At 60.0% G+C, this 25,374-nt stretch carries 31 protein-coding genes, 1 tRNA gene and 1 pseudogene; 25 read left to right on the forward strand and 8 right to left on the reverse strand.

All coding sequences use genetic code 11. The annotated features are described in order from the left end of the window. The first annotated feature begins 27 nt into the window (after nucleotides 1–27). From WMW70_RS05505 to madM, 10 genes are all read left to right on the forward strand, one after another. Nucleotides 28–492 (forward strand): anti-virulence regulator CigR family protein, encoded by a 465-nt coding sequence (locus tag WMW70_RS05505; RefSeq protein WP_341436479.1) that lies wholly within the window; start codon nucleotides 28–30, stop codon nucleotides 490–492. A gap of 109 nt (nucleotides 493–601) precedes the next feature. Beyond that, nucleotides 602–2,263 carry a malonate decarboxylase subunit alpha gene (gene mdcA, locus WMW70_RS05510; RefSeq protein ID WP_341436480.1) on the forward strand — a complete coding sequence of 554 codons (1,662 nt, stop codon included), beginning with the start codon at nucleotides 602–604 and terminating at the stop codon, nucleotides 2,261–2,263. Beyond that, the gene (locus tag WMW70_RS05515) at nucleotides 2,263–3,141 is read left to right on the forward strand and encodes a triphosphoribosyl-dephospho-CoA synthase (protein WP_341436481.1); all 879 of its coding nucleotides are present in this window, start codon (nucleotides 2,263–2,265) and stop codon (nucleotides 3,139–3,141) included. Before mdcA ends, WMW70_RS05515 begins: the two co-directional genes overlap by 1 nt. A gap of 2 nt (nucleotides 3,142–3,143) precedes the next feature. Next, nucleotides 3,144–3,443, forward strand: a complete 300-nt coding sequence (locus WMW70_RS05520; RefSeq protein WP_341436482.1) for a malonate decarboxylase subunit delta — start codon at nucleotides 3,144–3,146, stop codon at nucleotides 3,441–3,443. Beyond that, entirely contained in the window at nucleotides 3,436–4,293 is an 858-nt protein-coding gene (locus tag WMW70_RS05525) for a biotin-independent malonate decarboxylase subunit beta (protein WP_341436483.1), read from the forward strand. The genes WMW70_RS05520 and WMW70_RS05525 overlap by 8 nt, the downstream gene beginning before the upstream one ends. Then, nucleotides 4,290–5,096, forward strand: coding sequence for a biotin-independent malonate decarboxylase subunit gamma (gene mdcE, locus WMW70_RS05530; RefSeq protein WP_341436484.1), 807 nt, complete (start codon nucleotides 4,290–4,292; stop codon nucleotides 5,094–5,096). The genes WMW70_RS05525 and mdcE overlap by 4 nt, the downstream gene beginning before the upstream one ends. Nucleotides 5,097–5,106: 10 nt before the next feature. Then, complete coding sequence (locus tag WMW70_RS05535; protein ID WP_341436485.1) at nucleotides 5,107–5,742, forward strand: malonate decarboxylase holo-ACP synthase; 636 nt, start codon at nucleotides 5,107–5,109, stop codon at nucleotides 5,740–5,742. Next, nucleotides 5,739–6,674 (forward strand): malonate decarboxylase subunit epsilon, encoded by a 936-nt coding sequence (gene mdcH / locus WMW70_RS05540; protein ID WP_341436486.1) that lies wholly within the window; start codon nucleotides 5,739–5,741, stop codon nucleotides 6,672–6,674. The genes WMW70_RS05535 and mdcH overlap by 4 nt, the downstream gene beginning before the upstream one ends. 62 nt (nucleotides 6,675–6,736) lie before the next feature. Then, nucleotides 6,737–7,138: a malonate transporter subunit MadL gene (gene madL / locus WMW70_RS05545; RefSeq protein WP_341436487.1), complete on the forward strand. Its 402-nt coding sequence runs from the start codon at nucleotides 6,737–6,739 to the stop codon at nucleotides 7,136–7,138. Between the two features lie 5 nt (nucleotides 7,139–7,143). Beyond that, a complete protein-coding gene (madM, locus tag WMW70_RS05550) occupies nucleotides 7,144–7,908 on the forward strand; it encodes a malonate transporter subunit MadM (RefSeq protein ID WP_341436488.1) in 765 nt (254 codons plus the stop codon). Between the two features lie 114 nt (nucleotides 7,909–8,022). Here madM and WMW70_RS05555 read toward each other — a convergent pair whose 3' ends face one another. The 3 genes from WMW70_RS05555 to WMW70_RS05565 all read right to left on the reverse strand — a co-directional run bounded on the left by WMW70_RS05555 (nucleotide 8,023) and on the right by WMW70_RS05565 (nucleotide 9,865). Then, nucleotides 8,023–8,934, reverse strand: coding sequence for a LysR family transcriptional regulator (locus WMW70_RS05555; RefSeq protein ID WP_341436489.1), 912 nt, complete (start codon nucleotides 8,932–8,934; stop codon nucleotides 8,023–8,025). 76 nt (nucleotides 8,935–9,010) lie between these two features. Then, nucleotides 9,011–9,310 (reverse strand): I78 family peptidase inhibitor, encoded by a 300-nt coding sequence (locus WMW70_RS05560; RefSeq protein WP_341436490.1) that lies wholly within the window; start codon nucleotides 9,308–9,310, stop codon nucleotides 9,011–9,013. A 162-nt stretch (nucleotides 9,311–9,472) separates the two neighbouring features. Beyond that, on the reverse strand, nucleotides 9,473–9,865 hold the full coding sequence (locus tag WMW70_RS05565; RefSeq protein ID WP_341436491.1) for a GFA family protein: 393 nt from the start codon (nucleotides 9,863–9,865) through the stop codon (nucleotides 9,473–9,475). 196 nt (nucleotides 9,866–10,061) lie between these two features. Here WMW70_RS05565 and WMW70_RS05570 point away from each other — a divergent pair, with 196 nt between their 5' ends. The 14 genes and pseudogenes from WMW70_RS05570 (at nucleotide 10,062) to WMW70_RS05630 (ending at nucleotide 20,476) form a co-directional block, all read left to right on the forward strand. Beyond that, nucleotides 10,062–10,991, forward strand: coding sequence for an ABC transporter ATP-binding protein (locus WMW70_RS05570; RefSeq protein WP_341436492.1), 930 nt, complete (start codon nucleotides 10,062–10,064; stop codon nucleotides 10,989–10,991). Continuing rightward, on the forward strand, nucleotides 10,988–11,749 hold the full coding sequence (locus tag WMW70_RS05575) for an ABC transporter permease (protein ID WP_341436493.1): 762 nt from the start codon (nucleotides 10,988–10,990) through the stop codon (nucleotides 11,747–11,749). Before WMW70_RS05570 ends, WMW70_RS05575 begins: the two co-directional genes overlap by 4 nt. A gap of 66 nt (nucleotides 11,750–11,815) precedes the next feature. Beyond that, nucleotides 11,816–12,193: pseudogene (locus WMW70_RS22040) on the forward strand (sigma factor); the annotation flags it as partial. Next, a complete protein-coding gene (locus tag WMW70_RS22045; RefSeq protein WP_445942111.1) occupies nucleotides 12,182–12,472 on the forward strand; it encodes a DUF899 family protein in 291 nt (96 codons plus the stop codon). The pseudogene WMW70_RS22040 and the gene WMW70_RS22045, both read left to right, overlap by 12 nt. A 24-nt stretch (nucleotides 12,473–12,496) precedes the next feature. Continuing rightward, nucleotides 12,497–12,934, forward strand: coding sequence for a YybH family protein (locus WMW70_RS05585; protein ID WP_341436495.1), 438 nt, complete (start codon nucleotides 12,497–12,499; stop codon nucleotides 12,932–12,934). A gap of 440 nt (nucleotides 12,935–13,374) precedes the next feature. Next, a complete protein-coding gene (locus tag WMW70_RS05590) occupies nucleotides 13,375–14,253 on the forward strand; it encodes a hypothetical protein (RefSeq protein WP_341436496.1) in 879 nt (292 codons plus the stop codon). Nucleotides 14,254–14,456: 203 nt separating this feature from the next. After that, nucleotides 14,457–15,497 (forward strand): hypothetical protein, encoded by a 1,041-nt coding sequence (locus tag WMW70_RS05595; protein ID WP_341436497.1) that lies wholly within the window; start codon nucleotides 14,457–14,459, stop codon nucleotides 15,495–15,497. An 898-nt stretch (nucleotides 15,498–16,395) separates the two neighbouring features. Then, nucleotides 16,396–16,617, forward strand: a complete 222-nt coding sequence (locus tag WMW70_RS05600) for a DNA-binding protein (RefSeq protein WP_341436498.1) — start codon at nucleotides 16,396–16,398, stop codon at nucleotides 16,615–16,617. Then, complete coding sequence (locus WMW70_RS05605; protein ID WP_341436499.1) at nucleotides 16,614–16,784, forward strand: Arc family DNA-binding protein; 171 nt, start codon at nucleotides 16,614–16,616, stop codon at nucleotides 16,782–16,784. Before WMW70_RS05600 ends, WMW70_RS05605 begins: the two co-directional genes overlap by 4 nt. Beyond that, nucleotides 16,774–16,986 (forward strand): hypothetical protein, encoded by a 213-nt coding sequence (locus WMW70_RS05610; protein ID WP_341436500.1) that lies wholly within the window; start codon nucleotides 16,774–16,776, stop codon nucleotides 16,984–16,986. Before WMW70_RS05605 ends, WMW70_RS05610 begins: the two co-directional genes overlap by 11 nt. Beyond that, nucleotides 16,979–17,341 (forward strand): hypothetical protein, encoded by a 363-nt coding sequence (locus tag WMW70_RS05615; protein ID WP_341436501.1) that lies wholly within the window; start codon nucleotides 16,979–16,981, stop codon nucleotides 17,339–17,341. The genes WMW70_RS05610 and WMW70_RS05615 overlap by 8 nt, the downstream gene beginning before the upstream one ends. After that, a complete protein-coding gene (locus WMW70_RS05620; RefSeq protein WP_341436502.1) occupies nucleotides 17,334–17,726 on the forward strand; it encodes a hypothetical protein in 393 nt (130 codons plus the stop codon). Before WMW70_RS05615 ends, WMW70_RS05620 begins: the two co-directional genes overlap by 8 nt. Before the next feature lie 459 nt (nucleotides 17,727–18,185). Next, a complete protein-coding gene (locus WMW70_RS05625) occupies nucleotides 18,186–19,469 on the forward strand; it encodes a hypothetical protein (protein WP_341436503.1) in 1,284 nt (427 codons plus the stop codon). Then, nucleotides 19,469–20,476 (forward strand): phage integrase, encoded by a 1,008-nt coding sequence (locus WMW70_RS05630; RefSeq protein ID WP_341436504.1) that lies wholly within the window; start codon nucleotides 19,469–19,471, stop codon nucleotides 20,474–20,476. The genes WMW70_RS05625 and WMW70_RS05630 overlap by 1 nt, the downstream gene beginning before the upstream one ends. 53 nt (nucleotides 20,477–20,529) lie before the next feature. On the opposite strand, the gene WMW70_RS05635 is transcribed toward WMW70_RS05630, so the two are convergent. From WMW70_RS05635 to WMW70_RS05655, 5 genes are all read right to left on the reverse strand, one after another. Beyond that, nucleotides 20,530–20,603: transfer RNA gene (locus WMW70_RS05635), tRNA-Gly, on the reverse strand. 95 nt (nucleotides 20,604–20,698) lie between these two features. Then, a complete protein-coding gene (locus WMW70_RS05640; RefSeq protein ID WP_341436505.1) occupies nucleotides 20,699–21,583 on the reverse strand; it encodes an alpha/beta fold hydrolase in 885 nt (294 codons plus the stop codon). A 411-nt stretch (nucleotides 21,584–21,994) separates the two neighbouring features. Next, nucleotides 21,995–22,687 carry a pseudouridine synthase gene (locus WMW70_RS05645; protein WP_341436506.1) on the reverse strand — a complete coding sequence of 231 codons (693 nt, stop codon included), beginning with the start codon at nucleotides 22,685–22,687 and terminating at the stop codon, nucleotides 21,995–21,997. Nucleotides 22,688–22,689: 2 nt separating this feature from the next. Continuing rightward, nucleotides 22,690–22,908: a cysteine-rich CWC family protein gene (locus tag WMW70_RS05650; protein WP_341436507.1), complete on the reverse strand. Its 219-nt coding sequence runs from the start codon at nucleotides 22,906–22,908 to the stop codon at nucleotides 22,690–22,692. Continuing rightward, complete coding sequence (locus WMW70_RS05655) at nucleotides 22,905–24,377, reverse strand: sensor domain-containing diguanylate cyclase (RefSeq protein WP_341436508.1); 1,473 nt, start codon at nucleotides 24,375–24,377, stop codon at nucleotides 22,905–22,907. The genes WMW70_RS05650 and WMW70_RS05655 overlap by 4 nt, the downstream gene beginning before the upstream one ends. 307 nt (nucleotides 24,378–24,684) lie before the next feature. On the opposite strand from WMW70_RS05655, the gene WMW70_RS05660 reads away from it, so the two are divergent. Beyond that, a complete protein-coding gene (locus WMW70_RS05660) occupies nucleotides 24,685–25,359 on the forward strand; it encodes a class I SAM-dependent methyltransferase (protein ID WP_341436509.1) in 675 nt (224 codons plus the stop codon). Nucleotides 25,360–25,374 lie beyond the last annotated feature (15 nt).

A 25,374-nucleotide genomic window follows, 5' to 3' on the forward strand; every position in this document is an offset into this window, starting at 1 on the left:
CGTTGTTGACCCCATAGGTGAAATGAAATGGATAAAACCCGGATTGCCAGTTTGGCCATTGCCTTGCTCTGCGCCAGCCCGCTGCTGTCGGCGCTGCCCCAAGGCCCCGATGAGCAGCAGGGTCGTGCGGCCCAGCACGGCGGCAAGGCAGCCCACAGCCAGCCGCACAATCCAGGCAACGTTCAGAGTGCGCCGCAAAAAAGCTCGGCCAAGAGCCATGCCCAGCAACCGCCCAGGGACTTTGCCCCGGTACACCAGGCTTTTCGCGAGCATCGTGGGCAGATCGGCCGCGGCGGGCCGCTTCCCGCCGGGATCAAAATTCAGAAGGGCAAGCCGCTGCCCCATGGCTATGGCAAGCGCCTGGATGCCAGGGCGCTTAAAGGCTTGCCGCATTACCCGGGTTACGAGTGGCGTCGGGTGGGCAGCGATATCGTGCTGATTACCGTCACCAGCGGCATTGTCTACACCATTTTGCAGGGGGTGCTGGATTGACCGGGCAATCATTAACCTAGGCGTAATGATCGCTCGCCCTGGTTGATTGATGACCAGGTGGTCACACCCCTAAGGTGGCTCCACGACAGCGGAACTCGTGGAGTCTTCAATGACAACAACAATATCCCCACCGCCGCAGTGGTCGCGTCGTCGCGCTGAAAAAGCGCGACGCCTCGATCAGGTGCGCACCCTTGCAGATGGTGTAGTCCTGCCCAGCGACAAGATCGTCGCCGCGCTTGAGGCGTTGATCGCCCCCGGCGATCGGGTGGTGCTCGAAGGCAATAACCAGAAGCAGGCGGATTTTCTCTCCCGCTCCCTGGCCCAGGTCGACCCTGGCCGCTTGCATGACCTGCACATGATCATGCCCAGCGTCAGCCGCGCCGAGCACCTGGATCTGTTTGAGCGGGGCATCGCCCGCAAGCTCGACTTCTCCTTCGCCGGCCCGCAAAGCCTGCGCATCAGCCAGTTGCTGGAAGATGGCCTGCTCGAAGTCGGTGCCATCCACACCTATATCGAGCTGTATTCGCGGCTGCTGGTCGACCTGATTCCCAACGTCGCGCTGGTCGCCGGCTTTCAGGCCGACCGCGCCGGCAATATCTACACCGGGCCAAGCACCGAGGACACCCCGGCGCTGGTCGAACCCACGGCCTTCAGCGATGGCATCGTGATCTTCCAGGTCAACGAGATCGTCGACGAGCTGCCGCGGGTAGACATTCCCGCCTCCTGGGTGGATTTCGTGGTGGTGGCGGACAAGCCGTTCTATATCGAACCGCTGTTCACCCGCGACCCGCGCCATATCAAGCCGGTGCATGTGCTGATGGCGATGATGGCGATCCGCGGCATCTACGAGAAACACAAGGTGCAGTCGCTCAACCACGGTATCGGTTTCAACACCGCCGCCATCGAGCTGATCCTGCCGACCTACGGCGAGTCCCTTGGCCTCAAGGGCAAGATCTGCCGCAACTGGACGCTCAACCCGCACCCGACGCTGATCCCGGCCATCGAAACCGGCTGGGTCGAGAGTGTGCATTGCTTCGGCACCGAACTGGGCATGGAGAACTACATCGCCCAGCGCCCGGATGTGTTCTTCACCGGCCGCGACGGCTCGATGCGTTCCAACCGCATGATGTGCCAGCTGGCCGGGCAGTACGCGGTGGACCTGTTTATCGGGGCCACCCTGCAGGTGGATGGCGATGGCCATTCCTCCACCGTGACCCGTGGCCGCCTGGCCGGTTTTGGCGGCGCACCGAACATGGGCCACGACCCGCGCGGCCGCCGCCATCCCACGCCCGCTTGGCTGGATATGCGCCCGAGCGAGAGCGAGGCACCGCTGCTCGAACGCGGCAAGAAGCTGGTGGTGCAGATGGTCGAGACCTTCCAGGAGGGCGGCAAACCGACCTTCGTCGATCAGCTCGACGCCATCGACGTGGCGAAGAAAAGTGGCATGCCGCTGGCACCGATCATGATCTACGGCGACGACGTCACCCACCTGCTCACCGAGGAGGGCATCGCCTACCTGTACAAGGCGCGCTCGCTGGAAGAGCGCCAGGCGATGATCGCCGCCGTCGCCGGGGTGACCGCCATCGGCCTGCGGCATAACCCGAAAGACACCGAGCGCATGCGCCGCGAAGGGCTGATCGCATTGCCGGAAGACCTTGGCATTCGCCGTGCCGACGCCAGCCGCGAGCTGCTTGCGGCCAAAAGCATTGCCGAACTGGTCGACTGGTCCGGTGGCCTGTACAACCCGCCCGCCAAATTCAGGAGCTGGTGATGAGCGCAGTCAATGCACTACAACAGCCACTGTCGCTGAGCGAGTGTCTGGCTGACCTGGCGGTAGATGCGCTGATCGACGAGGCCGACCTGTCGCCCAAGCCAGGCCTGGTCGACCGCCGTGGCAGCGGCGCGCATACCGACCTGCACCTGGGGTTGATGCACGCCTCGGCGCTGTCGCTGTGGCCATGCTTCAAGGCCATGGCCGATGCCGCCTGCGCACGAGGGGCTCTTAGCCAGGCACTACGTGAGGACATCGGGCAGATCGGCCGCGAGGGCGAAGTGGAAATGCTGCGCATTACCGCAGGGGTGAACACTCACCGTGGGGCGATCTGGGCGCTGGGCTTGCTGACGGCTGCCGCCGCCCTGGACAGCACGGCCTTGCAGCCGGGCGAAGTGAGCCTGCGTGCCGCGCGGCTGGCCATGCTCAACGACCGGCGCGCCCCGGCCAATGGCGACAGCCATGGTGCTCAGGTCTGCCGGCTGTATGGCGTGCGCGGTGCCCGTGAGGAAGCGCAGCTGGGCTTTCCGGCCGTGACTCAGCAGGCCTTGCCGCAGTTGCAACGCAGCCGCGCGGCGGCGGCCGGCGAGCAGAACGCTCGGCTGGATGCCTTGCTCGCCATCATGACCAGCCTGACGGATACCTGTGTGCTCTACCGCGCCGGCCTGGCCGGTCTGAGCAGCATGCAGAGCGGCGCCCGTGCCGTGCTCAAGGCCGGCGGCAGCGCCAGCCTCGAAGGGCGCAGACGCCTGCGTGAACTCGATGACGACATGTTGAGGCTGCGTGCCTCACCCGGCGGTGCCGCCGATCTGCTCGCCGCCTCTTTATTCCTCGACCGCCTGCAGCCTGCGCTGCAGACGCAGATTGGGAGTGTTTAAGCATGGAAACCCTGTCCTTTGAATTTCCCGCTGGGCAACCGAGCCACAGCCGTGCCCTGGTCGGCTGTGTCGGCTCCGGCGACCTGGAAGTGATGTTCGAGCCCGGTAGCGCCGGCACCCTGTCGATTCAGGTGGTGACCTCGGTCAATGGCAGCGCGCCGCGTTGGCAGCAACTGTTCGAGCGCATGTTCGGCGAGCAGCAACTGCCGGCCCTGAATATTTCCATTCATGACTTCGGCGCAACTCCAGGCGTGGTTCGCCTGCGCCTGGAGCAAGGCCTGGAGGAGCTGTCCCATGCATGATGCCAATATCCAGCGTCTGCTTGCGCAGCGCAGTTTTACCGAACTGGGTGCCCGTCAGCGTGCCCGCGCCTTGCTCGACCCCGGTAGTTTTCGCGAGCTGATCGAGCCCTTTGCCAAGGTGGTGTCACCCTGGCTGCCCCAGCAGGGCATCGTGCCCCAGGCCGATGATGGCGTGGTGGTCGGCAAGGGTCTGATCGACGCTCAGCCGGCGGTCATTGTCGCCATCGAAGGGGCATTTCAGGGCGGCAGTCTCGGCGAAGTCGGTGGCGCGAAGATCGCCGGTGCCCTGGAACTGGCCGCCGAGGACAACCGCAGCGGCACGCCAACCCGCGCCATCTTGCTGCTGGAAACCGGTGGCGTGCGCTTGCAGGAGGCCAACCTCGGCTTGGCGGCCATTGCCGAAATCCAGGCGGCGATTGTCGAGCTGCGCCAGTACCAGCCGGTGATCGCCCTTATTGCCGGCCCGGTCGGCTGCTTTGGCGGCATGTCGATTGCTGCTGGCCTGTGCAGCTACCTGCTGGTGACCCGCGAGGCCCGACTGGGGCTTAACGGCCCGCAGGTGATCGAGCAGGAAGCCGGCATCGACGAATACGACTCGCGCGACCGGCCCTTTATCTGGAGCCTGACCGGCGGCGAGCAGCGCTATGCCAGCGGTTTGGTGGACGGCTATGTAGCCGACGATGTCGAGCCGATTCGTCATGAGCTGATTGCCCTGTTTCGCGCCGGCAAGCCCGCGCTGGAACGTAGCCGCCGACATGCCTGGTTCCTCGAGCGCCTGCAACGGGTCGACACCTCCATCCAGGCCGATGCCGCTGCCGTACGCAGCGCCTTTCAAGGAGAGCAGCCATGAGCCGCGCAACTGAACAACGTGGACGCAACTGGTTCCAGGCGTTGAGCCTGGGGGGCACGCCAGCCGAGGGCTTGCCCGCTTCCGTGCTGGCGGCTGACAGCCAGTTGGGTGATCAGGCGGTGCGCTACCTGGCGGTGGTGACCGATGCCAGCAATCCCTTCCCCCGTGCGCGCAATGGCGAAGTTGGCCTGTTGGAAGGCTGGGGCCTGGCCAAGGCGGTGGATGAGGTCATCGAGGCCGATGCGGGCCGTGCGCACAAGCGTGCGCTGATCGCCATTGTCGATGTGCCGAGCCAGGCCTATGGCCGCCGCGAGGAAGCCTACGGCATTCACCAGGCCCTGGCCGCTGCGGTAGACAGTTATGCCCGCGCTCGCCTGGCCGGGCATGCGGTGGTTGGGCTGCTGGTGGGCAAGGCCATGTCCGGGGCTTTTCTGGCCCACGGTTATCAGGCGCAGCGGCTGATTGCCCTGCGCGACCCGGGCGTGATGGTGCATGCCATGGGCAAGGCCGCGGCGGCGCGGATCACCCTGCGCAGCGTCGAGGAGCTGGAAGCCTTGGCCGCCAGCGTGCCGCCCATGGCTTATGACCTGGACAGCTATGGCTCCCTCGGGTTGCTCTGGGAAACCCTCTCGGTGGCCGAGATCGCTCAACCGAGCACCGAGGATATCGCCCGGGTGCAGGACTGTCTGGCCCGGGCCCTGGGGGATATCGCCAGGGGCAGCAAGGACCTGCGCGGGCGGCTTGGGGCGGCTAACCGAGCGGCCTCATCGCAGGTTCGTGAACTGCTGCGCGCGCAGTGGTAAGGAGCCTTCGATGGCCAGTGAAGCGTTCGCCATGCCCCGTCCCCATGACCTGCTCTGTGGGTTGACTGCGCAGCATCTGCCAGCCGCTGCCCCGGCGTGGGCGCGTGCCGCCTTGGCGCGCTATGCGCCAGTGGTGGTGCGTCGCGCCGTGGCTGAGCCAGGCTGGGTGGCTGTGGGTATCCGCGGCGCGGCGCGAGAAGAGCGGTTTGCCAGCTGGATGCGCCTAAGCGATGTGCGGCGGCGGGTCAGCCCGGAAGCGATAGCCAGGGCAGGGCGCTGGGTACGGCACGCCCAGGGCCAGTGGCCTGCACTGCGCGCACTGAGCTACCTGGCTGCGCCACTGAATGCCGGCGGCCTGCATTGGGGCGTCACCGGCAGCCTGGGTTTCGAACTGGCCAGCGGCTTGCCTGCGGTGCATCCGGCCAGCGATCTGGATCTGCTTATTCGTGCCCCCCAGCCACTGTCGCGAAGCTGGGCGCAGGGGCTGTGCACGCTGCTTGACGGCGCGCCGGGCACGGTCGATGTGCAACTGGAAACGCCCCAGGGAGCCTTGGCCCTGCGCGAGTGGGCCCAGGGGGCACCGCGCGTGTTGCTCAAGACTCATACCGGACCGTTGTTGGTCAACGACCCTTGGATGGCAACATGAGCACGCTCTGGGCATTTCCCGGCCAGGGTGCGCAGCAGCCCGGCATGCTGCATCACTTGCCCGATAGCCCAATCGTCCAGGCGTGCCTGGCCGAAGCCTGCGAGGTGCTGGGCGAGCCGGTGCTGGCGCTGGACACGGCCGAGGCGCTGCGTGCGACCCGCGCGGTGCAACTCTGCCTGTTGATTGCCGGGGTGGCCGGCGCGCGTCTGTTGCTGGCGCGTGATGCGCGGCCTGACTATGTTGCCGGGCTGTCCATCGGTGCCTATGCGGCTGCGGTGGTGGCGGGTGCACTGGCGTTTGCCGATGCCGTGCGCCTGGTCGCCCTGCGTGGCGAACTGATGCAGCAGGCGTACCCTGAAGGCTATGGCATGACCGCCATTCTCGGCCTCGACCTGGCCAGCCTGGAACCACTGCTGGCGGCGGTAAACAGCGCGGAACTGCCGGTCTATCTGGCCAATATCAATGCCGACAACCAGCTGATCATTGCCGGCAGCGAGGCGGCCATGCAGCGTGTCGCCGAACGTGCGCGGGGCCTGGGCGCGGGCATGGCCAAAGCCCTGGCCGTCAGCGTGCCGTCGCACTGTGCACTGCTTGCCGAGCCTGCCGCGCAGCTGGCTGCGGCCTTTGCCGAGGTCACGGTGCAGCGCCCGAGCGTACGCTACCTGAGCAGCAGTTCGGCGCGGCTGATCAGCGACCCCGAAAAATTGCGCGACGACCTGGCTCACAACATGTGCCGGGTGGTCGACTGGCAGGGCACCCTGCAGACCGCGTTCGAACGCGGGGTTCGCCTGCATCTTGAATTACCGCCGGGTAACGTACTGAGCGGTCTGGCTCGGCGCGTGTTCGAGCCCGGTATGGCTATCGCCTTTCAAGGTTCGCGCCTGGATACACTGGACGCCATGTTGCGCCAGGAGGTGAATCGGAGCCGATAGCAACACCCGATTACCGAAGGACAAAAACAACAACTTCGATGCGTAATACGAGGATAAAAACAATGATTATCTACGGTGTGGCCTTTCTGGCCTTCTGCACCCTGGCAGGCATCTTTATCGGTGAGCTGCTAGGCAAAATGATTGGCGTGCCTGCCAACGTCGGTGGTGTCGGTATCGCCATGATGCTGCTGATCTTCCTGGGCAGCTATCTGCACAAACGCGGTGTGCTCGATGCCACGTCCGAGAAGGGGGTGGCGTTCTGGAGTGCCATCTATATCCCCATCGTGGTCGCCATGGCCGCCCAGCAGAATGTTTACGGTGCCCTCAGTGGCGGACCGATGGCTATCCTGGCGGGCACTGCCGCTGTAGTCGTGGCCTTTGCTCTGGTTCCCGTGCTGAGTCGTGTCGGGCAAAAAAAGCCTGAAGAGTCCGCAACCGCCCCTCTGACTAAAGCGCCACGGTGATCGCCATGTACGAATCCTTGATGAAAGTACTTACCAGCTACGGCTTGCTCAGCGGTTTCGCCATCATCGGCCTCACCATGTGGCTGTCCTACTGGATCTCAGACACCTTCACCAAAGGCCGTTTGCACGGGTCGGCGATTGCCATCCTGTTGGGGCTGCTGCTGTCTTATATCGGTGGTGCCTACACCGGCGGGACCAAGGGCTTGGTGGATATCCCGCTGTTTGCCGGGGTCGGCCTGCTCGGTGGGGCCATGTTGCGTGACTTTGCCATTGTTGCCACTGGCTTTGGGGTAAGCGTTGAAGAGCTCAAGCGTGCAGGTTTTGCCGGGGTGCTGGCGTTATTTGTCGGCGTGGGCGCTTCATTTGTTGCCGGGGTCGGCGTGGCCATGGCCTTCGGTTACAACGACGCGGTTAGCCTGACCACCATCGGCACCGGCGCGGTGACCTACATCGTCGGCCCGGTGACGGGGGCGGCAATCGGTGCCAGCTCGGAAGTCATGGCGCTGTCGATCGCAGCCGGTCTGGTCAAGGCGATTCTGGTGATGGTGGCGACACCCTTTATTGCGCCCTATATCGGCCTGAACAACCCGCGCAGTGCGGTGATTTTCGGCGGTCTGATGGGTACCTCCAGCGGTGTGGCCGGTGGCCTGGCGGCAACCGATCCGAAGCTGGTGCCCTATGGCTGCCTGACCGCTGCGTTCTATACCGCGCTGGGCTGTCTGCTTGGTCCATCGCTGTTGTACTTTCTCATGCGCGGCCTTTTAGGCTGAGCCTTCGCCCGCCGCTTGGCGGGCTTTTTCTTTCTGTAGGGTGGCGTATAGGCGGCATTCGCTGAGCCGGTAGGGTGCGCTGTGCGCACCACGGTGAACCCCTATAAGCGGCCCCTACGACTGGCGGCTGTACATCCGGCATTCGGCAAGGAGCGCGAGCAGGTTCGGGTCGCGCTCCTTGGCTTTCAGGAAGACCACGCCGATGTGCTGTTGCAGGTGGTACTTGGCCTGCAACGGGATCAGGCGCACGCGGTTTTCGTACACCGCAGCAATCCGCCCCGGCAGCAGGGCGTAACCCACCCCCGAACTGACCATGCTGAGCAGGGTGAAGATATCGTTCACCTGCATCGCCACCTTGGGCTCGAAGCCCGCCTGCTGAAACACCCGCGCACCATCCTGATGGGTGGCGAAGCCCTGGGTGAGGGTGATAAAGGTCGAGTCGCGCAGGTCCGCCAGATCCACTTCGGCCTGCATGGCAAAGGGCGAGTCGACCGGTACGGCGAGGAAAATATCATCGGCAAACAGGGGCAGTTGTTCGCAATCGGGGTCGCTGACGCTGTCATTGAGCGCCACCAGAATGGCGTCCAGTTCGACGTTTTTCAGCTTGTACAACAGGTCGACGTTGGAGCCGAGGATCAGGTCGATATTCAGCTCGCTGCGGCGCAGCTTCAGGCCCATGATCAGCTGCGGTACGGTTTTTACCGTCAGCGAATACAGCGCGCCGAGCTTGAAGCGTTCGGCCGAAAAGCCGGCCGCTTCGCGGGTCACGCGCACACTTTCGAGTACATCCTGGACCAGCTTCTGCGCCCGCTCTTCCAGCACATAGGCACTTTCCAGGGGGATCAGGTTGCGTCCTTCGTGCTTGAACAGCGGGCAGCGCAGGGCGTTCTCCAGCGAATGGATGGCACGGTGAACACTGACGTTGCTGGTATTCAGTTCGCTGGCGGCACGCGTCAGGTTGCCGCTGCGCATAAAGGCCAGAAAGACTTCCAGCTTTTTCAGGGTGAGTTCTTCGTCGATCAGCATCGGACCTGGCCTGAGGAGTACATAAACCAAGTGTGCCGTATTCGCACGGCAGATACGCTCAGCCGTTCGTGGTAGTTCAGCCGCAGGTCAGGCGAATGATCACTTCGCTTTCATCGATATCGATATTCAGGCGCTGCGGGTTGTAATCCATGGTGGCGGCGTCGCCGGGTGCGAGTACGCGCAGGGTCTTGGCGTTGGCCTGTCGCTGCACCTGCTCGATCAGCGCGGCGCTGGCGCTCTGGCCGAGCACGCCACTGAGGTTGTCGACGTTGCAGTCGCCGCTGATTTCGGCCGCGGATCGCGAGGCCGGCTGCGAGCTGCAACCGGCCAGCAAGGCGAGTAGGGCAAGGCCGGCGAGGGGGTGACGAAGCTCCATGGTCTATTTCCTTGTCTGTATAAAACCAGGCTCCAGCCTAGCAGCCGCATCCATGGCCGCTCAACGTTGCCGTGCCAATTGCGCTTGTTGGCTGGGTGACATCGCCGTCCCCAACCCGTTCGCGGATGCCCAGCAAACCTTTAGGAACGGCGGGGCACCCAGCTACTCCTCAAACCGACCCGTGGCATCACGATCCCGCTCGTAGCGCTTGCTGAGCGGGAACGGCGGCAACCAGGACTCGCGGCGGATGGTCCAGAGTTCGTAGGTGGGCTGCAGCTGGTCGGGGGCGTCCAGGCTACCCAGGCTTACTTCGATTTCGTCCGCACTGCGGGCGAACACCGGCGAGCCGCAGCGCGGGCAGAAAAACCGCCCGGCGTAGTCGCGTGTTTCGCCCGTGATCGTCACCGCGTCCTGAGGGAATATCGCGCAGGCGTGAAATAGCGCGCCATGCTGCTTGCGGCAATCGAGGCAGTGACAAAGGCCGACCCGGTAGGGCCGTCCCGCTGCCTCGATGCGCAGGTTGCCGCACAGGCAGCCGCCGGTGAATCGGTCCATAGTGCGTCTCCTCTCGAAGCGATGGGGGCGGGGGGGCTTTGTGAGCAGTATGTCCTGCCTGGTATAGCCGCACTTTTCGGCCTTGTCGCCACGCCCTGCAGCCAACAAGCGCGCTCCTGCCTAGGCAAACCGACCGTTGCACCGCGCCCGGGTTTTCATACACTCTGCCTTTCTTTTCCTCAGGCAAGGCCCTCCCGTGCAACCGGTGATCTCGATTCAGCAACTGAGCAAGACCTACGCCAGCGGCCATCCGGCGCTGCAGCAGATCGATCTGGATATTCGCCAGGGCGAGATCTTCGCCCTGCTCGGGCCCAACGGCGCGGGCAAGACCACCCTGATCAGCATCGTCTGCGGCATCGTCAATCCGGGCGGCGGACGGGTGCTGGTGGGCGGCAAGGACATCATTCAGGACTACCGCGCGGCCCGTTCGCAGATTGGCCTGGTGCCCCAGGAGCTGGTCAGCGATGTGTTCGAAACCGTCTGGGCGACGGTGAAGTTCAGCCGTGGCCTGTTCGGCAAGAAGCCTGATCCGGCCTACCTGGAGCGGCTGCTGCGCGATCTGTCGCTATGGGACAAGCGCGACGCGAAGATCTTCGAGCTGTCCGGCGGCATGAAGCGCCGGGTGATGATCGCCAAGGCCCTGAGCCATGAGCCGCAGATTCTGTTTCTCGACGAACCCACCGCCGGCGTCGACGTCGAGCTGCGCCGCGATATGTGGAACATGGTGCGCGGCCTGCGCGAGCGCGGGGTGACCATCATCCTCACCACCCACTACATCGAGGAGGCCGAGGAGATGGCCGACCGCATCGGGGTGATCAGCAAGGGCCGGATCATTCTGGTGGAAGACAAACAGGTGCTGATGCACAAGCTCGGCAAGAAGCAGCTGACCCTGCATTTGCAGCAGCCCCTGAACAACCTGCCGGCGGAGCTGAGCGGCCACCGTCTGGAACTGGCGGACGAGGGCCATGTCCTGGTGTTCACCTTCGATGCGCAAAGCGAGCACACCGGCATCGCCGAGCTGCTCAAGGACCTGGCCCAGCACGGCATCGACTTCAAGGACCTGCAGTCCAGTCAGAGTTCGCTGGAAGAAATCTTCGTGTCTCTGGTCAAGGAGTCGCGCGCATGAATCTGTATGCCATCAAGGCCATCTACCTGTTCGAGCTGGCGCGCACCTGGCGCACCCTGTTGCAGAGCATCGCCACCCCGGTGATCAGCACGTCGCTGTATTTCGTGGTGTTCGGTTCGGCCATCGGTTCGAGCATGACCCAGATCCAGGGGGTGAGCTACGGGGCCTTTATCGTGCCGGGGCTGATCATGCTGGCGCTGCTCACCGAGAGCATTTCCAACGCCTCGTTCGGCATCTATATGCCCAAGTATTCGGGGAGCATCTACGAGCTGCTGTCGGCCCCGGTGTCCTACCTGGAAATCCTCATCGGCTATGTCGGCGCGGCGGCCACCAAGTCGATCATCCTCGGCCTGGTGATCCTGGTCACGGCGCGGCTGTTCGTCGATTTCGAGATTCTCCACCCGTTCTGGATGCTGGCCTTCCTGGTGCTCACCGCGCTGACCTTCAGCCTGTTCGGTTTTATCATCGGCGTGTGGGCCGATGGCTGGGAAAAGCTGCAGATCGTACCGGCGCTGATCGTCACCCCGCTGACCTTCCTCGGCGGCAGCTTCTACTCCATCAGCATGCTGCCGCCGATGTGGCAGACGGTGACCCTGTTCAACCCGGTGGTGTACCTGATCAGCGCCTTCCGCTGGAGCTTCTACGGCGTGTCTGATGTCAATGTGGTACTCAGCCTGGGGATGATTCTCGGCTTTCTGCTGCTGTGCATCCTGGCGGTGGGCTGGATCTTCAAGACCGGTTATCGACTGAAAAGCTAAGGCAGAAATCGTGGCCCGGCGGCAATCCGGGTTACTCCATTTCACGCAAGCGTTACGGGGAGGGTTATGGACGACGCTCAACGAGCCCGGTTCGACGCCATCTACCGCGACGAATCGCGCCGCGTGCTGGCCAGCCTGATTCGCCTGCTGGGGGATTTCGGCCTGGCCGAGGAGGCGCTGCACGAAGCCTTTCGCGCGGCCATGGAGCAATGGCCGCAGACGGGCATACCGGCCAACCCGCGGGCCTGGCTGGTGTCGGCGGGGCGCTTCAAGGCCATCGACCAGTTACGCCGCCAGCGCCGCTTCCAGCCTCTCGACGAACAGGCCGAACTGCCCGACGCGACGGCGCTGGCGGACGACGAACTGCTCGAAGACGACCGCCTGCGGCTGATCTTCACCTGCTGCCACCCGGCCCTGGCCAGCGATGCCCAGGTGGCCCTGACCCGTCAGCGCGATGCCCTGAATATGGCGCGCAGACGTCTGCCCATGGTGGCCGTGGAGCAGGACTACCGCTTCCAGGGCCCCCAGGGCGAAGTGGGCCTGCTCGACCTGTTCGCCGGGCGCAGCCAGTTGATCGTCTACCACTTTATGTACCACATGGACCGCGGCGAGGGCTGTGACGGCATGCCCGATCTGGACGGCAAGGGCCTGCACTGGACCCGCCTGCACGACAAATACGAACAGCCCGCGGCGCAGCAAGACTGCTGCGCCCACAAGGCTTGAATCCCCCACAAGGAGGCAACCGGCATGAGCTATCACATCTTACACACCGCGCTGCAGGCCACCCTGGACAGCTGGACCGAGGCCTGCAGAAGCAAGGACTTGGCGCGCATCATGGCTCACTACAGCGAAGACGTAGTGGCCTACGACGCCATCGGCCCGCTGCGCTTCGTCGGCCGGGCCGCCTACCAGGCGCACTGGCAAGCCTGCATGGAAATGTGCAGCGGCGAGGCGCTGTTCGAACCCCGCGACCCCAGCTTTATCGCCAGCGGTGAAATGGGCGTGGCGCATTACCTGCTGCACTGCGGCGGCAGCGACGACAAAGGCCAGATGCAGAGCAGCTGGATGCGCGTAACCCAGTGCCTGCGCCAGCAGGACGGCCGCTGGCTGATCATGCACGAACACTTCTCCATGCCCTGCGATATGGAAAGCGGTAAGGCGCTGTTTGATTTGCAGCCGGAGTAGGGAGCCACGCGGCAGAAACGAAAAAGCCCTGCATCAGCAGGGCTTTTTCGTTAGACATCTGGAGCGGGCGATGGGAATCGAACCCTCTGTTTATGCCTGCGTTATCCCGCAAAGCCTTGCTATTCCTGGGCTCTAGCTGACTCGTACCCGCATTGATCCGCTTTTCTGCGCTGTGATTTCGACACTTTTTCGACACGTCAGCTAGACAGCCTTGAAGCTTAACAGTAGCGTCTAGCCATCACCGTACCTTGGCTGATTTACACAATGGGTCATCCGTGTCGCTCTTTCGCCCACCTGAGTCGCCTTTCTCATTTGTGCATCCCTTCAAATTAAGGGATCGCATCATGAAAAAGGATGTTATCAGACACTTCAAGGTGTGTTATGCGTCAGCAATGTTACCTAATTTATAGCCAGCTAATTACCTGCATAGGGAGTGTGTCGTGACTAAAGAAAATAAAAATCTAACTTGTGGCGTAGTAATGCCAATCTCTAGTATTGATGGATGCAATGAATCACATTGGGCAGACGTTCTGGAAATAATTTCAGAAGCTATTGATGACGCGGGATTTGAAGCTAATCTTGTAAGTAATGCTGATGATGTCGGAATTATTCATAAAAGAATAATTCAAAATCTTTATGAAAATCCAATTGTGGTATGTGACGTTAGCGGAAAAAATCCAAACGTCATGTTTGAACTGGGAATGCGTTTAGCCTTTGATAAGCCAACCATAATAATAAAAGACGAAATTACTTCATATTCATTTGATACCTCGGCAATAGAGCATCTTGAGTACCCCAGAGACCTTAGGTTCTCAAAAATAAATGAATTTAAAGATAGGCTTTCGCAGAAAATTCGAGCAACTTATGAGAAATCCATATCTGACCCTGGATATACAACATTCCTAAAGCATTTTGGCGAATTCACAGTTGCAAAGATCGACAAGAAAGAGATATCAGGACAAGAATATATACTTGAAGAGCTAAAGAATATACGCGCCACTATGAGGCGTTTAGAGTTCCGAGGTCAAAATGAAAGCATTCATCATGATGTGTCTGCCAGAATAAGAAGAAATAAAGGAGATCTAAATGTTTGTTTTAGTGGAAAAGCAGAAGAAGTAATTTCTGATGCTTTCAAAATAGCATCCGCACATCCCGATGTGGTCAATGTTGCTGTTGAGGAGCTCACGCCTGGCCATAAACACTTAATTGTAAATTTAACTTCAGGTTCAGAAGCAAACACTGAAGAACTAGAAAAAACACTTATGAGTCTAGGTCGCACTCGCCGCCGCGCTACACTTAAATCTTCTGTAATTGGCTAATAATGCGCTTAAGGCGTTCGCTGGGACGGACTAAATTTCGTCCCTAACTTGGCATTCACTTAAGCTGGCTTAACAATTCGTTGCTGCGGGCTTTATAGAATTAAAGCCTATATGATGCTTATCCTTATGAATTGGGGCGTACCATAGTCATGGGCCGTATTAATAATCGGGCTTTTTTTCGGCGTCTTTCAGATCGTAGGTCTGTGTCTAAAGAAAAAATTACTGAAGCCAATAAAGAATCTCTACTTGTTAAGGCTGCTCATACATCCCAGGTTGCACTCGTAGTCCTCGCTATCTTCGGTTATTTTTATACCGTAGTACCAGTGTACCAAAAGGAACGACTGGCTGAAGAGGTGGCTAAATCTCAAGCCACTCTAGAAAGTCAGAAGTTAGATCTCGAATCGAATACAAAAAAATTACTTGAAATTCAAGAGGAGCGAAAGTTTTTAGCGGAGAGTTTGGAAAGAATTCGTAAGGATCTAGCACGCTCTGAAAAAGAACGGCATGAGATCAAAGAGGCAACTGCATTTATGACTTACGAATACTATCTCCCTGACGGCAAACCAGCCAAGACCTCAGCGGAAGTTCAAGAGGCGGTTTTTCACAATAACATTCGTGGATTTATATCTAATTTAAATTTATCTTGCGGAATAATGAATTTTCACTCGTCGTCAAAGGCATTTCCTGAGGTGAGAGAATATCAAGTTGGGGGGTTGGATGAATCTTGGCCGGAATACTTCCCATATACCCGCGAAGAAATTGAGGTGTGGAGTAAATATGGAAAGCAATACCCGAAAAAATTAGCAATTTCTTGTGCGAACGATTATGCCAAGGTTTTCTTGTCCGACACTCGCCTTTCGGATTATCCGCTGCGTACAAGGCTAAAGGCATCCATAGATGGAGTTGTATCTAGTCTCCAAGAGAAATCATCTAGTAATTGGAAAGATATTGACGAGCCAAAGAATGTTATTACCTATTGTAAAGGCAAGAGGGAAGCAATAGACGCTATCTACAAGAAAGAACTAAAGGCAGTTGAGGATGAGTATGTTGATAGGGAGAGTGCCTGGGGGGAAGCTCGTAGAGAGATCCTGCGCCATAATTACCGCGTAAGTAAAATAAATGCTCGAAATTCGTCTTTATCCAAGCTTTGGGAGATTGAGTTTGAGTGCAGATCGAAAGCCGAAGCACTTGGGAGTGAGATAACTAAAAAAACACGAGAGTTCTTTTCAAAAGACATAATGTAGCGATGGTGTCCGTGAGATTTTGTGAATATTTTTTTGGGCTCGATGAAGTTACTTTGAACACCCGATTACGTCATCGTCAATGGTGTAATCGGGTTTCATGCATTCTTGAATCGGGCGAGGTTTGCAGTCGAATTCGCAACGTTTCGATTCCACGATTGCGGCATACTTTCGCTTCATTGCCTCGTCGTATGTGATATGCTCTTGATCTTTCTCTTTTCTAGGTAGGCTTTTGCACTCGGAGCCATTGCGCCTCCGTTCTCTACAAAGCCGCACATCATCCTGTCGCTCATGTCTTGGCTCATGGGTTTGATGATGAAGTCTGTTATAGCCTTGCTTGCCGAGTCTATTACGTTGCTTTGAGTGGGGTCTTTAGGCTCGGCAACTGCGCTCATGGTGTTTAGCGCTATAAGTGCAATTCCTACTGTTTCATGGCCTTCTTCATCGTCAGAGTCCTTTCCTCGGACATACCAGCGCCTAGTCACTTCCTGGGTGATCGCTATCCCGCGTTGGGTTGGTTCAAGTTTCTGTTGGCTTCGTCGTAGTCAGGACTTGTTTGGCCAATCTCCGGCGCTACTTGCCCGCTCGCAATCCAGAAAGCGTATTGAGGGAACATCTGCACGATGGCCTCAATGTCCTGTTCGTTGGCACGCCGCTTTCCATTTCTCAGGTGGTACCAGCTGCTCCGGTCTATGCCTGTCAGCTTCTCAAGCTTAGGGGCCGAGAGCTTTTCCTTATCCCAAACGGATATCAATCGTTCTCTTATCATTCCGAAAGCATCTAAAAAGCTTGCATATAGTGGTGGTTTCTTTGTGGTGTCTTGGCTTATATTTTGTCCGGAACTTGCAATATGTGTAAGGCATTTAGTGCAAGATATAGCGGAATATAGCGGAGCAAGCTGATGCTACCACCTGAAGGTCTTGACCCCCAAAAGCTGCACGGTGCACCGCCCTTGATGCCGTGGCAGAAATTCGCCGAGTGGATCGGCATGGGCGACGAACCTGTCGTTGTACGCACTTGGGTGGAGCGTAATTACCTGCCTTCGCAGAAGGTGGGCAAACGCACCATGGTCAACGTGGCACTGCTGCATCAACAGCTTCTCGATCAGGAGTGGACGCTGTGAGCCGAACAGACCCGCAATTCAAGCTGCGCGTGCCTGCCGCACTGCGCCTACAGATCGAACAAGCCGCCCACGCTGCGCGCCGCTCGATGAACGCCGAAATGGTCGTGCGCCTGGAAGCCAGCTTCGCCAAGGAACAGCCCCTGCAGGAGAAACCCCATGATCAGTGACGACAGCCTCGACCTGTGCAGCGTTAAAACCTTCGCCGAGATGAGCGGCATATCTATCGAAGAGGCCATCGGCTGGGTGGATAACGGCACCGTCCCCAGCATGCGGCTGGCTGACTTCCGGATGGTCAACCTCGCCCGCCTGCGGGCCGATCTGGAAAAAGGCAAAAAGGAGTTCAAAGCGGGGGACTACAGCCATGCCTAACCAACGTATCGCCCTGGATGCAGCTACAGCTATTAGCTACATCGGCCAACCCGTTCTTGTTGAACTGGTATGGGACGGGGACCCGGAGCCTATCTGGCGTTTCAAGCATATCGTTGGGGTGGTAGTGCCAGTTCAGGGCGTTAACGACATAGGGTACTTCCTGACTGTTCCTGTCATCGGCAGCACTGATTTCCCGGATGAAACCTACTTCGACTCCATCCGTACCATTCGCACTCTTCCGGTTATTCGCAGCCGAGGCCAGCGCACATCAGGCAAGGTACTAAGCCGTTTGCCTCTGCCGCACCTTATCCAGAGCAATGCCGACCTCATGGAAGGAGGCTGCAGCCATGTCTGATCAGAACTCGCCAGTAGATCTCGCCACCGCTCTGACCTACCTCGGCAAAACCGTGCTGATTGAGCAAGGTTGGCGGCAGGAGCCGGATTCGTTCTGGCAGTGCATGCATATCGTTGGCGTTGTGCTGCCGATGGAAGGCATCTGCAAGCATGGCTACTTCCTGGTTATCGAAGTCAGCAACACTGAGGCGCACCCTAACGAAGTGTTTTTCTCGGACATCCGTACCATTCGGGCGATACGGCACCGCGACCGGCACAGTTCCGGCAACGTACTGGACCGTATGACCCGACCCTCTTCTTTGGCCGTGTCAGGGGCCGCGCTCCCGGCTCGTCGGAACAGCTCCACCGTTCCGTCGAACGGAAGCACGGGCGCAGCGCACCCTTGACGCGGACTGCCTATGAACAGCCTGACAACGGGAGCATGGGGTAGCTTCACCGCCCCATGCTCCCGAGCCCTCGGCGGCAAGAGCGGGATGACAAGGGCAGCGCCCTTGGTGTGCTTTGCCTTGTATCGCCAGCGCCATCTAGAGAAAACCTCTGCGCTCGCCCCTGAGTGTTCCCGCCTGCAGCAACTCCCAACGCGCGCGCGCGACCTTCGTCCGACCCTGCTCGGGCTAATCCTTTTACTGATCTTCTTAGCGCCCTGGAGCGGTCGTGCAGTGACCCTACCGCCAATTACCCCAGGGATAGGCCTATGGATGGAACAAGAAAGCGGCTGCGGGCGCGGCGGCACGGGTGCACGCGAGGCACGAGCGCGCAGGTGCGCCGCGCCGCCCGCTGACGCCCCTGTAACACGTCAGATAACAAGAAATTAACTTCCGCATTACTCAGCAATAGGTAAAGCAATGGCAACGGTAAAAGATCATCTTCGTTTGAATGTTCTGACTGCAGAGGAAGACAAGCAGGGCCGTCTGTTTGTTGACCCTGGCAACCACACGTTCACTGACCTGTCAGGCGTTCGCCTGCTGCGCTGTGGCGTTGATACCGTGCGCCAGCTTTACCGGGGCATGATCCGACCGGAGATCATGGCGCTGTTTGATAAGCCGGGCACCCTGGTCGACTTCGCTGGGCAGCGCTGGCACTCGGGCCGGGTAGGGCGTGATTCCGGGTATCAGTACAAGCTGCAGAATGCCGACCTAGGCATCATCCTGCTGGTGAAGAACTTCAATGCCAAGCTGGAGAACATCGGCCCGCACCTGAAAATCGAAGTGTCGCCCCATGCAATCGACAACCTGTCGCCGGAGCGCCTGCAGGCCCGGTTAGATTTTTACGCCGCCCAGGTGCTGAGCCATCTGGAGATAAACCAGTGTGCCGTCCACCTTGCACTCGACCTGCAGGGCTGGACGCCTCCCACCGATCTGGTGGCCCGCATGCACTGCAAGGCCCGCACCCAGCGCGACATTACCGGCATCAATGAAATCAACTGGGCGACCAAATCCAGCACCTATGGCCGCGGTGAAACCTCGATGTTTGGCTCTGCCAGTGGCGTGCAGCTGTGCATCTACAACAAGACCGAACAGGCCAAGGCCGCCGACAAGCTCGACTATTGGGAAAGCGTCTGGCGTCGTCGTGACAGCTTTGACGAAGGCGACCCGGAGAACTACAACCCGGATCAGCCCGTATGGCGTGTAGAGCTGCGCTATCACCATTCGATCATCCAGCAGTTCGCTAGCGGCTCCCTGGACGTGAATACCGGTAAGCCTATCGACACACAATCGTTTGCCGCATTTTCCGGCCATCTGGAAGGCCTGTGGCGCTATGGGCTGCGCCAGTTCAAGTTCCTTTCCCGGCCGGGCTACTACGCGCCCATCTGGACGTTGATGCGCGATGACGTGCGCGTTGATCTGCCGGTGGATTCGCTGCTCGATGACACTGAGTACAAGCGCTACTACAAGACCTCGCGGGGCTTCTCGGGCAAGAACGTGGAACTCTTCCTGGGAAACTTCGTAAGCCTGCTGGCACGGGAGCGAGTGGGCGCTAGAAAAGCATTTCACACCCTCAAGGATTGGGATTGCTGGCCAGTAATCCGTGACCACTACGCCGCCAAGGGCATGGACGAAGACGGGCTGTATAAGCACATCAAAGGCATCCTGGAAGAGCGTAATGTCAGGTGGGGCAGGGCGGTCTGATGGCAATTGAGCAGAAGCCAGACGGGCGTTGGAAAGTCGATATAGAACCCATCAAGGGCAAGCGCTTCCGTAAGACCTTCAAAACCAAGGGTGAGGCATCACGTTTTGAAGCAACCTGCAGGGCCAAGGTGATTGAAACGCCAGACTGGTCACCCAAGCCAAAGGACCGTCGCAAGCTCTCAGAATTGGCCCAGCGTTACTACGACCTTCACGGCCATACACTTGCCGACTCAGTTCGCCTTAAAGAGGTTTTGAGCAAGATCATTCGCGAGCTAGGTGATCCTGTTGCAGTTAGGTTCACTGCAGATCAGTTTTGCCATTTGCGTGGTCAGCAGCTGGCTGCAGGTGTGCATGGAAAAACGCTGAACAATCGCTTGGGCTACCTAAAGTCCATGTTCAACGAGCTGTATCGCCTCGGTGATATCGACTACCCGAACCCACTCGCCAAGGTTCGTCCATTGCGTTTGCAAGAGCGTCCGCTGTCTTTCCTGACCCAGGTGCAGATAGCTGAATTACTGGCTGCTTTGGACTCCAGACCCATATGCGTGCATATCGGCTTGATCGCTCGGGTGTGTCTGGCTACCGGTGCGCGCTGGGGTGAGGCTCAGAACCTTACTGCAGCTCGGGTCAGAAATGGGGCCGTCACCTTTGCCAATACTAAGTCACGGCGCACCCGAACCATCCCTGTAGCACCATGCCTTGAACGCGCGCTACTTGCTCATTTCGAACAGCACGGCCCGTTTACATTGTGCATGCGTCATTTCAGTCGGGTGCTTGAGTCAACGTCGATCAGGCTGCCGGCAGGTCAGGCAACACATGTTCTCAGGCACACCTTTGCCAGTCACTTCGTCATCAATGGCGGGAACATTCTGACACTGCAGAAGATCCTGGGGCATGCATCCTTGGCTATGACCATGCGCTATGCACACCTGTCGCCGGATCACCTGCAGGATGCCTTGCGCTTCAACCCAATAGTCGACACTTTATCGACACTTGCGCGGCCCTGAATGCAAAAAGCCCCGAAATCTTGTTAGAAATCAGGGCTTTAAAATCTGCGATTTGGAGCGGGCGATGGGAATCGAACCCACAGCTCTAGCTTGGGAAGCTAGGGTATTACCACTATACGACGCCCGCAGCGGGTGCCTTTATACCGGAAGTCCGGCCTGAAATGAAGCCCGCGCCGCGGTTATCTGCAATATCGCGGTGCGGGCGCGGGTTGTGTGCAGGCTTCATACGGCCAGCGCGTGCAGCACGTCCATCTGTGGGCGGTAGTGGGTCTGGCGCAGGGGCTTGCTCTGCAGGAAGCCCAGCAGTGCGGCCTGGCTCTGCAGCCACGCGGCTTTGTGCTCCATGTCGAGGAAGTGCCCGGCGTTGTCGATGGTGACGAACTGGCAGTCACTCAGGTGCTCGGCAAACAGGCGCACATCCTCCGGCGAGGTGTAGGCGTCGTGTTCGCCGTTGACGAACAGCACCGGGATGTCGATGGCCGACAGACACTGCATCTGGCAATGGGCGTCGAGGTGCAGCACCTGGTGCACATGGGCATGCATCTGCTGGTATTCGTGGCTGTCCAGGCTGCTGATATGGCGATGGTTATAGCGCTTGAACAGCGACGGCAGGTAGCGGCCGATGGTGCTGTTGACCAGGTGACCGAGCTGGTCGCCGTCGAGGGCGTGCAGGTGGGTCAGGCCTTTTTCCAGGTAGTCGATCATCGGCTCGTTGAGCAGCGGCGAGAAGGAGGTGATAACCGCCTTTTCGATCCGCGCCGGCCGCTGGGCCAGGGCCAGCATGGCGGCGACGCCACCCCAGGAGAACGACATCAGGTGATCGGCACGGAACTGTTCGATCAGCTCGAGCAGGATGCTGGCCTCGTCTTCCTTGGTGATCGGCTGGTGGTGATGGTTGTGCGGCTTCGACTGGCCGGCATAGGGCTGGTCGTAGAGCACCACATTGAACTGGGTGCGCAGGTATTTGACCGTTTGCGCGAAGGCGGCGGTGGTGGAGAGAGAGCCGTTGACCAGGATAATGGTCTTGCGCGCGCTCGGGTTGGCGTAGAACTCCGTGTAGATCTTGTAGATCCCGTGAACATCGACGACAGCGGTAGCTGGCTTCATGTCGTTTTCTCCTGGCGCAAGTCGGGGCGTGGCAAAACGGCAGGGGCCGTTAAACCGGGCATAAAGGACAGTCAGGAAAGCGCCTGGACATGACAAACGAATGTCAGGCTGGGAGATTTTTATAAGTATTTATTTTTCAATCAGTTAGGGCTGAAATAGAGCATCGCACCGACCTTTTTCAAGGTGGCGGAGGATGTCGTGTTACCAGGCAGGAACCCATTTCGCGCAGAGCGCAAGCAACTGAAAGAACGCTTGGATGGTCATCTGTGACTCGTCGGTCACATCAAGACCTTATGGCTCGATTTAAGCAGTGGGCCCTAGTGCTGGCAAGCCTTTATTCCCTTAGGGCACTACCGTTTATCGGTTAGCTTGCGAACGATGTGACCTGGGGGAAAATTGACGTCAGCGCTTTTAAAAGCTGGCGATCTCCAGCGCGCTCAATTCGCGGTATTGCCCGGGGCAGAGGCGCTCGTCGAGCTGGATGGTGCCCATGCTGACGCGGTGCAGGCCGATCACCTTGTTCTGGAAGTGACCGAACATGCGCTTGACCTGATGGTAGCGACCTTCGAAGAGGGTCAGGCGAGCGTGTCGCGGGGCGAGCAGTTCGAGGATGGCGGGGCGGGTGGTCAGGTTTTCGTACTGGAAGTACAGGCCACGGGCGAACACCTCGACACAGGCCGGGTCGATTTCATCCTGGGTGTGCACCAGGTAGACCTTGGGTTGTTGCCCGGTGGGGGCGGTGGCCCGGCGCGACCACTGGCCGTCGTTGGTGAGCAGCAGCAGGCCGCTGGTGTTGAGGTCCAGGCGGCCGGCCAGGTGCAGCTGGTGTTTGTCCGGCTCGTCGAGCAGGTCGAGCACGGTGCGGTGCTCGGGGTGTTCGGTGGCGCTGACCACGCCGACGGGCTTGTGCAGCATCAGGTAGCGCGCGGCCTTGCCGGCCTGCAGCAGCTCGTCGTCCAGTTGCACGCGGCTGAACTGGCTGACTTCGCTAAGGCCGTCGCGCTGGGTCTGTCCGTCCACCTGCACCCGGCCGCTGGCGAGCAGCTGGCGGGCTTCCTGGCGATTGCAGTGCGGCAGATTGGCGAGAAAACGATCCAGGCGCATGGCTAGTCGGCGGGCTGGTCGGGTTGCGTCGGCGGCAGTTCCCGAGCGCAGCGCGGGCACAGGCAGCTGCGCGCGCGGGCCTCGGCGGGCAGGTTGTCGAGCGCTGCGGGGGCGATGCTCAGGTCAAAGCACCAGCAGTGTTCGACGGGCGTGCTCGCGCTCGCCTGGGCGCACTGGTTGGCCTGGCCGCAGCGCGGGCAATGCTGGGCCGAGAGGCTCATGCGGTTTCTTCGCACAGGCGGTTGCGGCCACTCTGTTTGGCCCGGTACAGGGCGCGGTCGGCGCGGGCAATCAGCTGGTCGAGGGCGTCGCCTGCCTGCAGGTGGGCCAGGCCGATACTGGTGGTGATCTGCAGGTCGGTTCCGTTGTGCAGCACGCGGTTACGCTCGGTCTGCTGGCGGATTTTCTCGCCCAGCTCGCGCGCCTGTTCGGGGGAGGTGTCCTTGAGCAGGAGGATAAATTCCTCGCCGCCCCAGCGGCAGATGATGTCGGACTTGCGCAGGTTGTCCCGCAGGTCGCTGGCAAAGCCGCGCAGCACCGCGTCGCCGGCCAGGTGGCCTTGCTGGTCGTTGAGCGCCTTGAAGTTGTCGAGGTCGAGCAGCAGCGCGCAGAGCGGGCTGTTGTTGCGCCGCGCCTCCTGCAGCGCCTGGACCGCCAGCAGGTCGAAGCCGCGACGGTTGAGCAGTTCGGTGAGCTGGTCGGTGGTGGCCAGGGCGGTGATGCGCGCCTGGTAGCGGCGCAGGGCGAGGCTGACCAGGCTGATCACCACCAGGGTCACCAGCAGGCAGATCAGCAGGTTCAGGTACAGGGAGTAGCGCAGCTCGTCGAGGGCGGCGTTTTCCGGCTTGTCGACAAACAGGTACCAGTTCAGCTCGGGGATAAAGCGCACATTGAGAAAGTGGCCGCGGCCCTGTTCCCGGTACTCGAAGTTGCCACTGCTGGGCAGCGGCAGTTTCGCCATCAGGTTGGCCAGCTCCGGCAGTTCGCCGATCGACTGGCCCACCTTGGCACCCATGGGGCCGCCGCTGGCTCCGGTGAGGACGATACGGCCCTCGGTATCGACGAAGAACACGCTGCGGTTGTAGCGCTGCTGGTAGGTGTCGATCAGCTTGACCACCGCATCCACGGTCAGGCCGACGCCGGTCGCGCCGATAAAGCGCTGCTGGTAGTCGAACACCTTGTAGTTGATAAACACGGTCATGCGGTCGTCGTTGGCCATGTCGATGTCGACATTGATTTCGTAGGGGGCCTGCATATCGCGCACGCGGAAATACCAGGCGTCGCGCGGCTCGCTGGCCTCGACCTGCTTGAGCACGCCCTTGGCCTGGTAGTAGGTGTGGCTCTGCTCGGTGACCAGAAAGCTGGTGACGGTGCCGTAGTGCTCCTGCACTTCCTGCAGGTAGCGGGTGATCTGTGCGGGGTCCTGCTCGCCGGCCAGAATCCAGTCACGCATATAGGTGTCGCGGGACATCATCGAGGAAATCAGGATGGGCCGGACCAGGTCCTTCTGGATTTCCGAGTAGACGTTGTCGGAGGTCAGCGGCAGCTCGGTGTCGATAATCCCCGCGCGGATCGAGTCCAGGGCGGTGTAGTAGCTGACCAGTGAGGTGGTGAGGAAGCCACAGCCGAGCAATAGCAGGATCAGCAGAATCAGCGAGCGTTGCCGGGTAACGGGGGCGGGACGTGACATACAAAGGGTCTACGGGGGGAAGTTGAGCGCATTGTAGCCTTGGCCATTGGCGTCTGTCGGCGCTATTGCGCGGGCCGTTCATCGCGACCCCCATGGCCACGCTTGCTGCCGGGCGCAGTGCAGGCCTATGGTGCGCCCACACGAAGAGTCTCCTTGGTGACTTGTGATGCGCTGGCCGGCATTGCGCCTTGCTGAATTGCCCCCGAATGAAGCACCCCAATGTCAGGCTGTGTGATAACGACTGCGCGCGGTTATGCGGCGTTAACCACCGTCTGGTTCGGGTCCTTTTCAGCCATCCGAGCCGCCCATGTCCAGCGTCAGCCCTGGCTATCGCATCAAGTATTCAACCCTGAGTATCGGCGCAGAGGATTTCCACCTGTGTTCCCTGCGCGATAAACAGCAGTTTGCCGATCGCGATGGCCTGGCCGAACGGGCCGGCATCTCCTCGGCGACCTGGCCGCTGTTCGGCCAGCTGTGGCCGGCCGGCGAGGTACTGGCGCAGACCCTCAGCGGCATGGCGGTGCAGGGCTTGCGTATTCTTGAACTGGGCTGCGGCCTGGGGCTGACCAGCCTGTTGCTGCAGCGCCTGGGCGCGGACATCACCGCCAGCGACCACCATCCATTGGCCGGCGAGTTTCTCCTGCGCAATGCCGCGCTCAATGAGCTGCAACCCATCACCTACCTGAACTGCGACTGGGCCGCGTACTACCGGGAGCTGGGCCTGTTCGACCTGATTATTGGCAGCGACCTGCTCTATGAACGCGACCATCCCGCCTTGCTCGCCGACTTTATCGCCCGCCATGGCGCACGCCGCTGTCGGGTCCTGATAGTCGATCCCGGTCGCGGCAATGGCGCGCGGTTCAGCCGCGAGATGGGCAACCATGGCTACCAGCAGCTGGCCGACCCACTCAATGATCTGGATAACCCGGATGCGCCATTCAAGGGGCGCATCCTCAGTTATCAGCGTTCCAGCGCTCCTTAGGGGCGCAGTGCGCAC

The organism is Pseudomonas sp. XK-1 (assembly GCF_038069885.1).
Lineage (GTDB): Bacteria > Pseudomonadota > Gammaproteobacteria > Pseudomonadales > Pseudomonadaceae > Aquipseudomonas.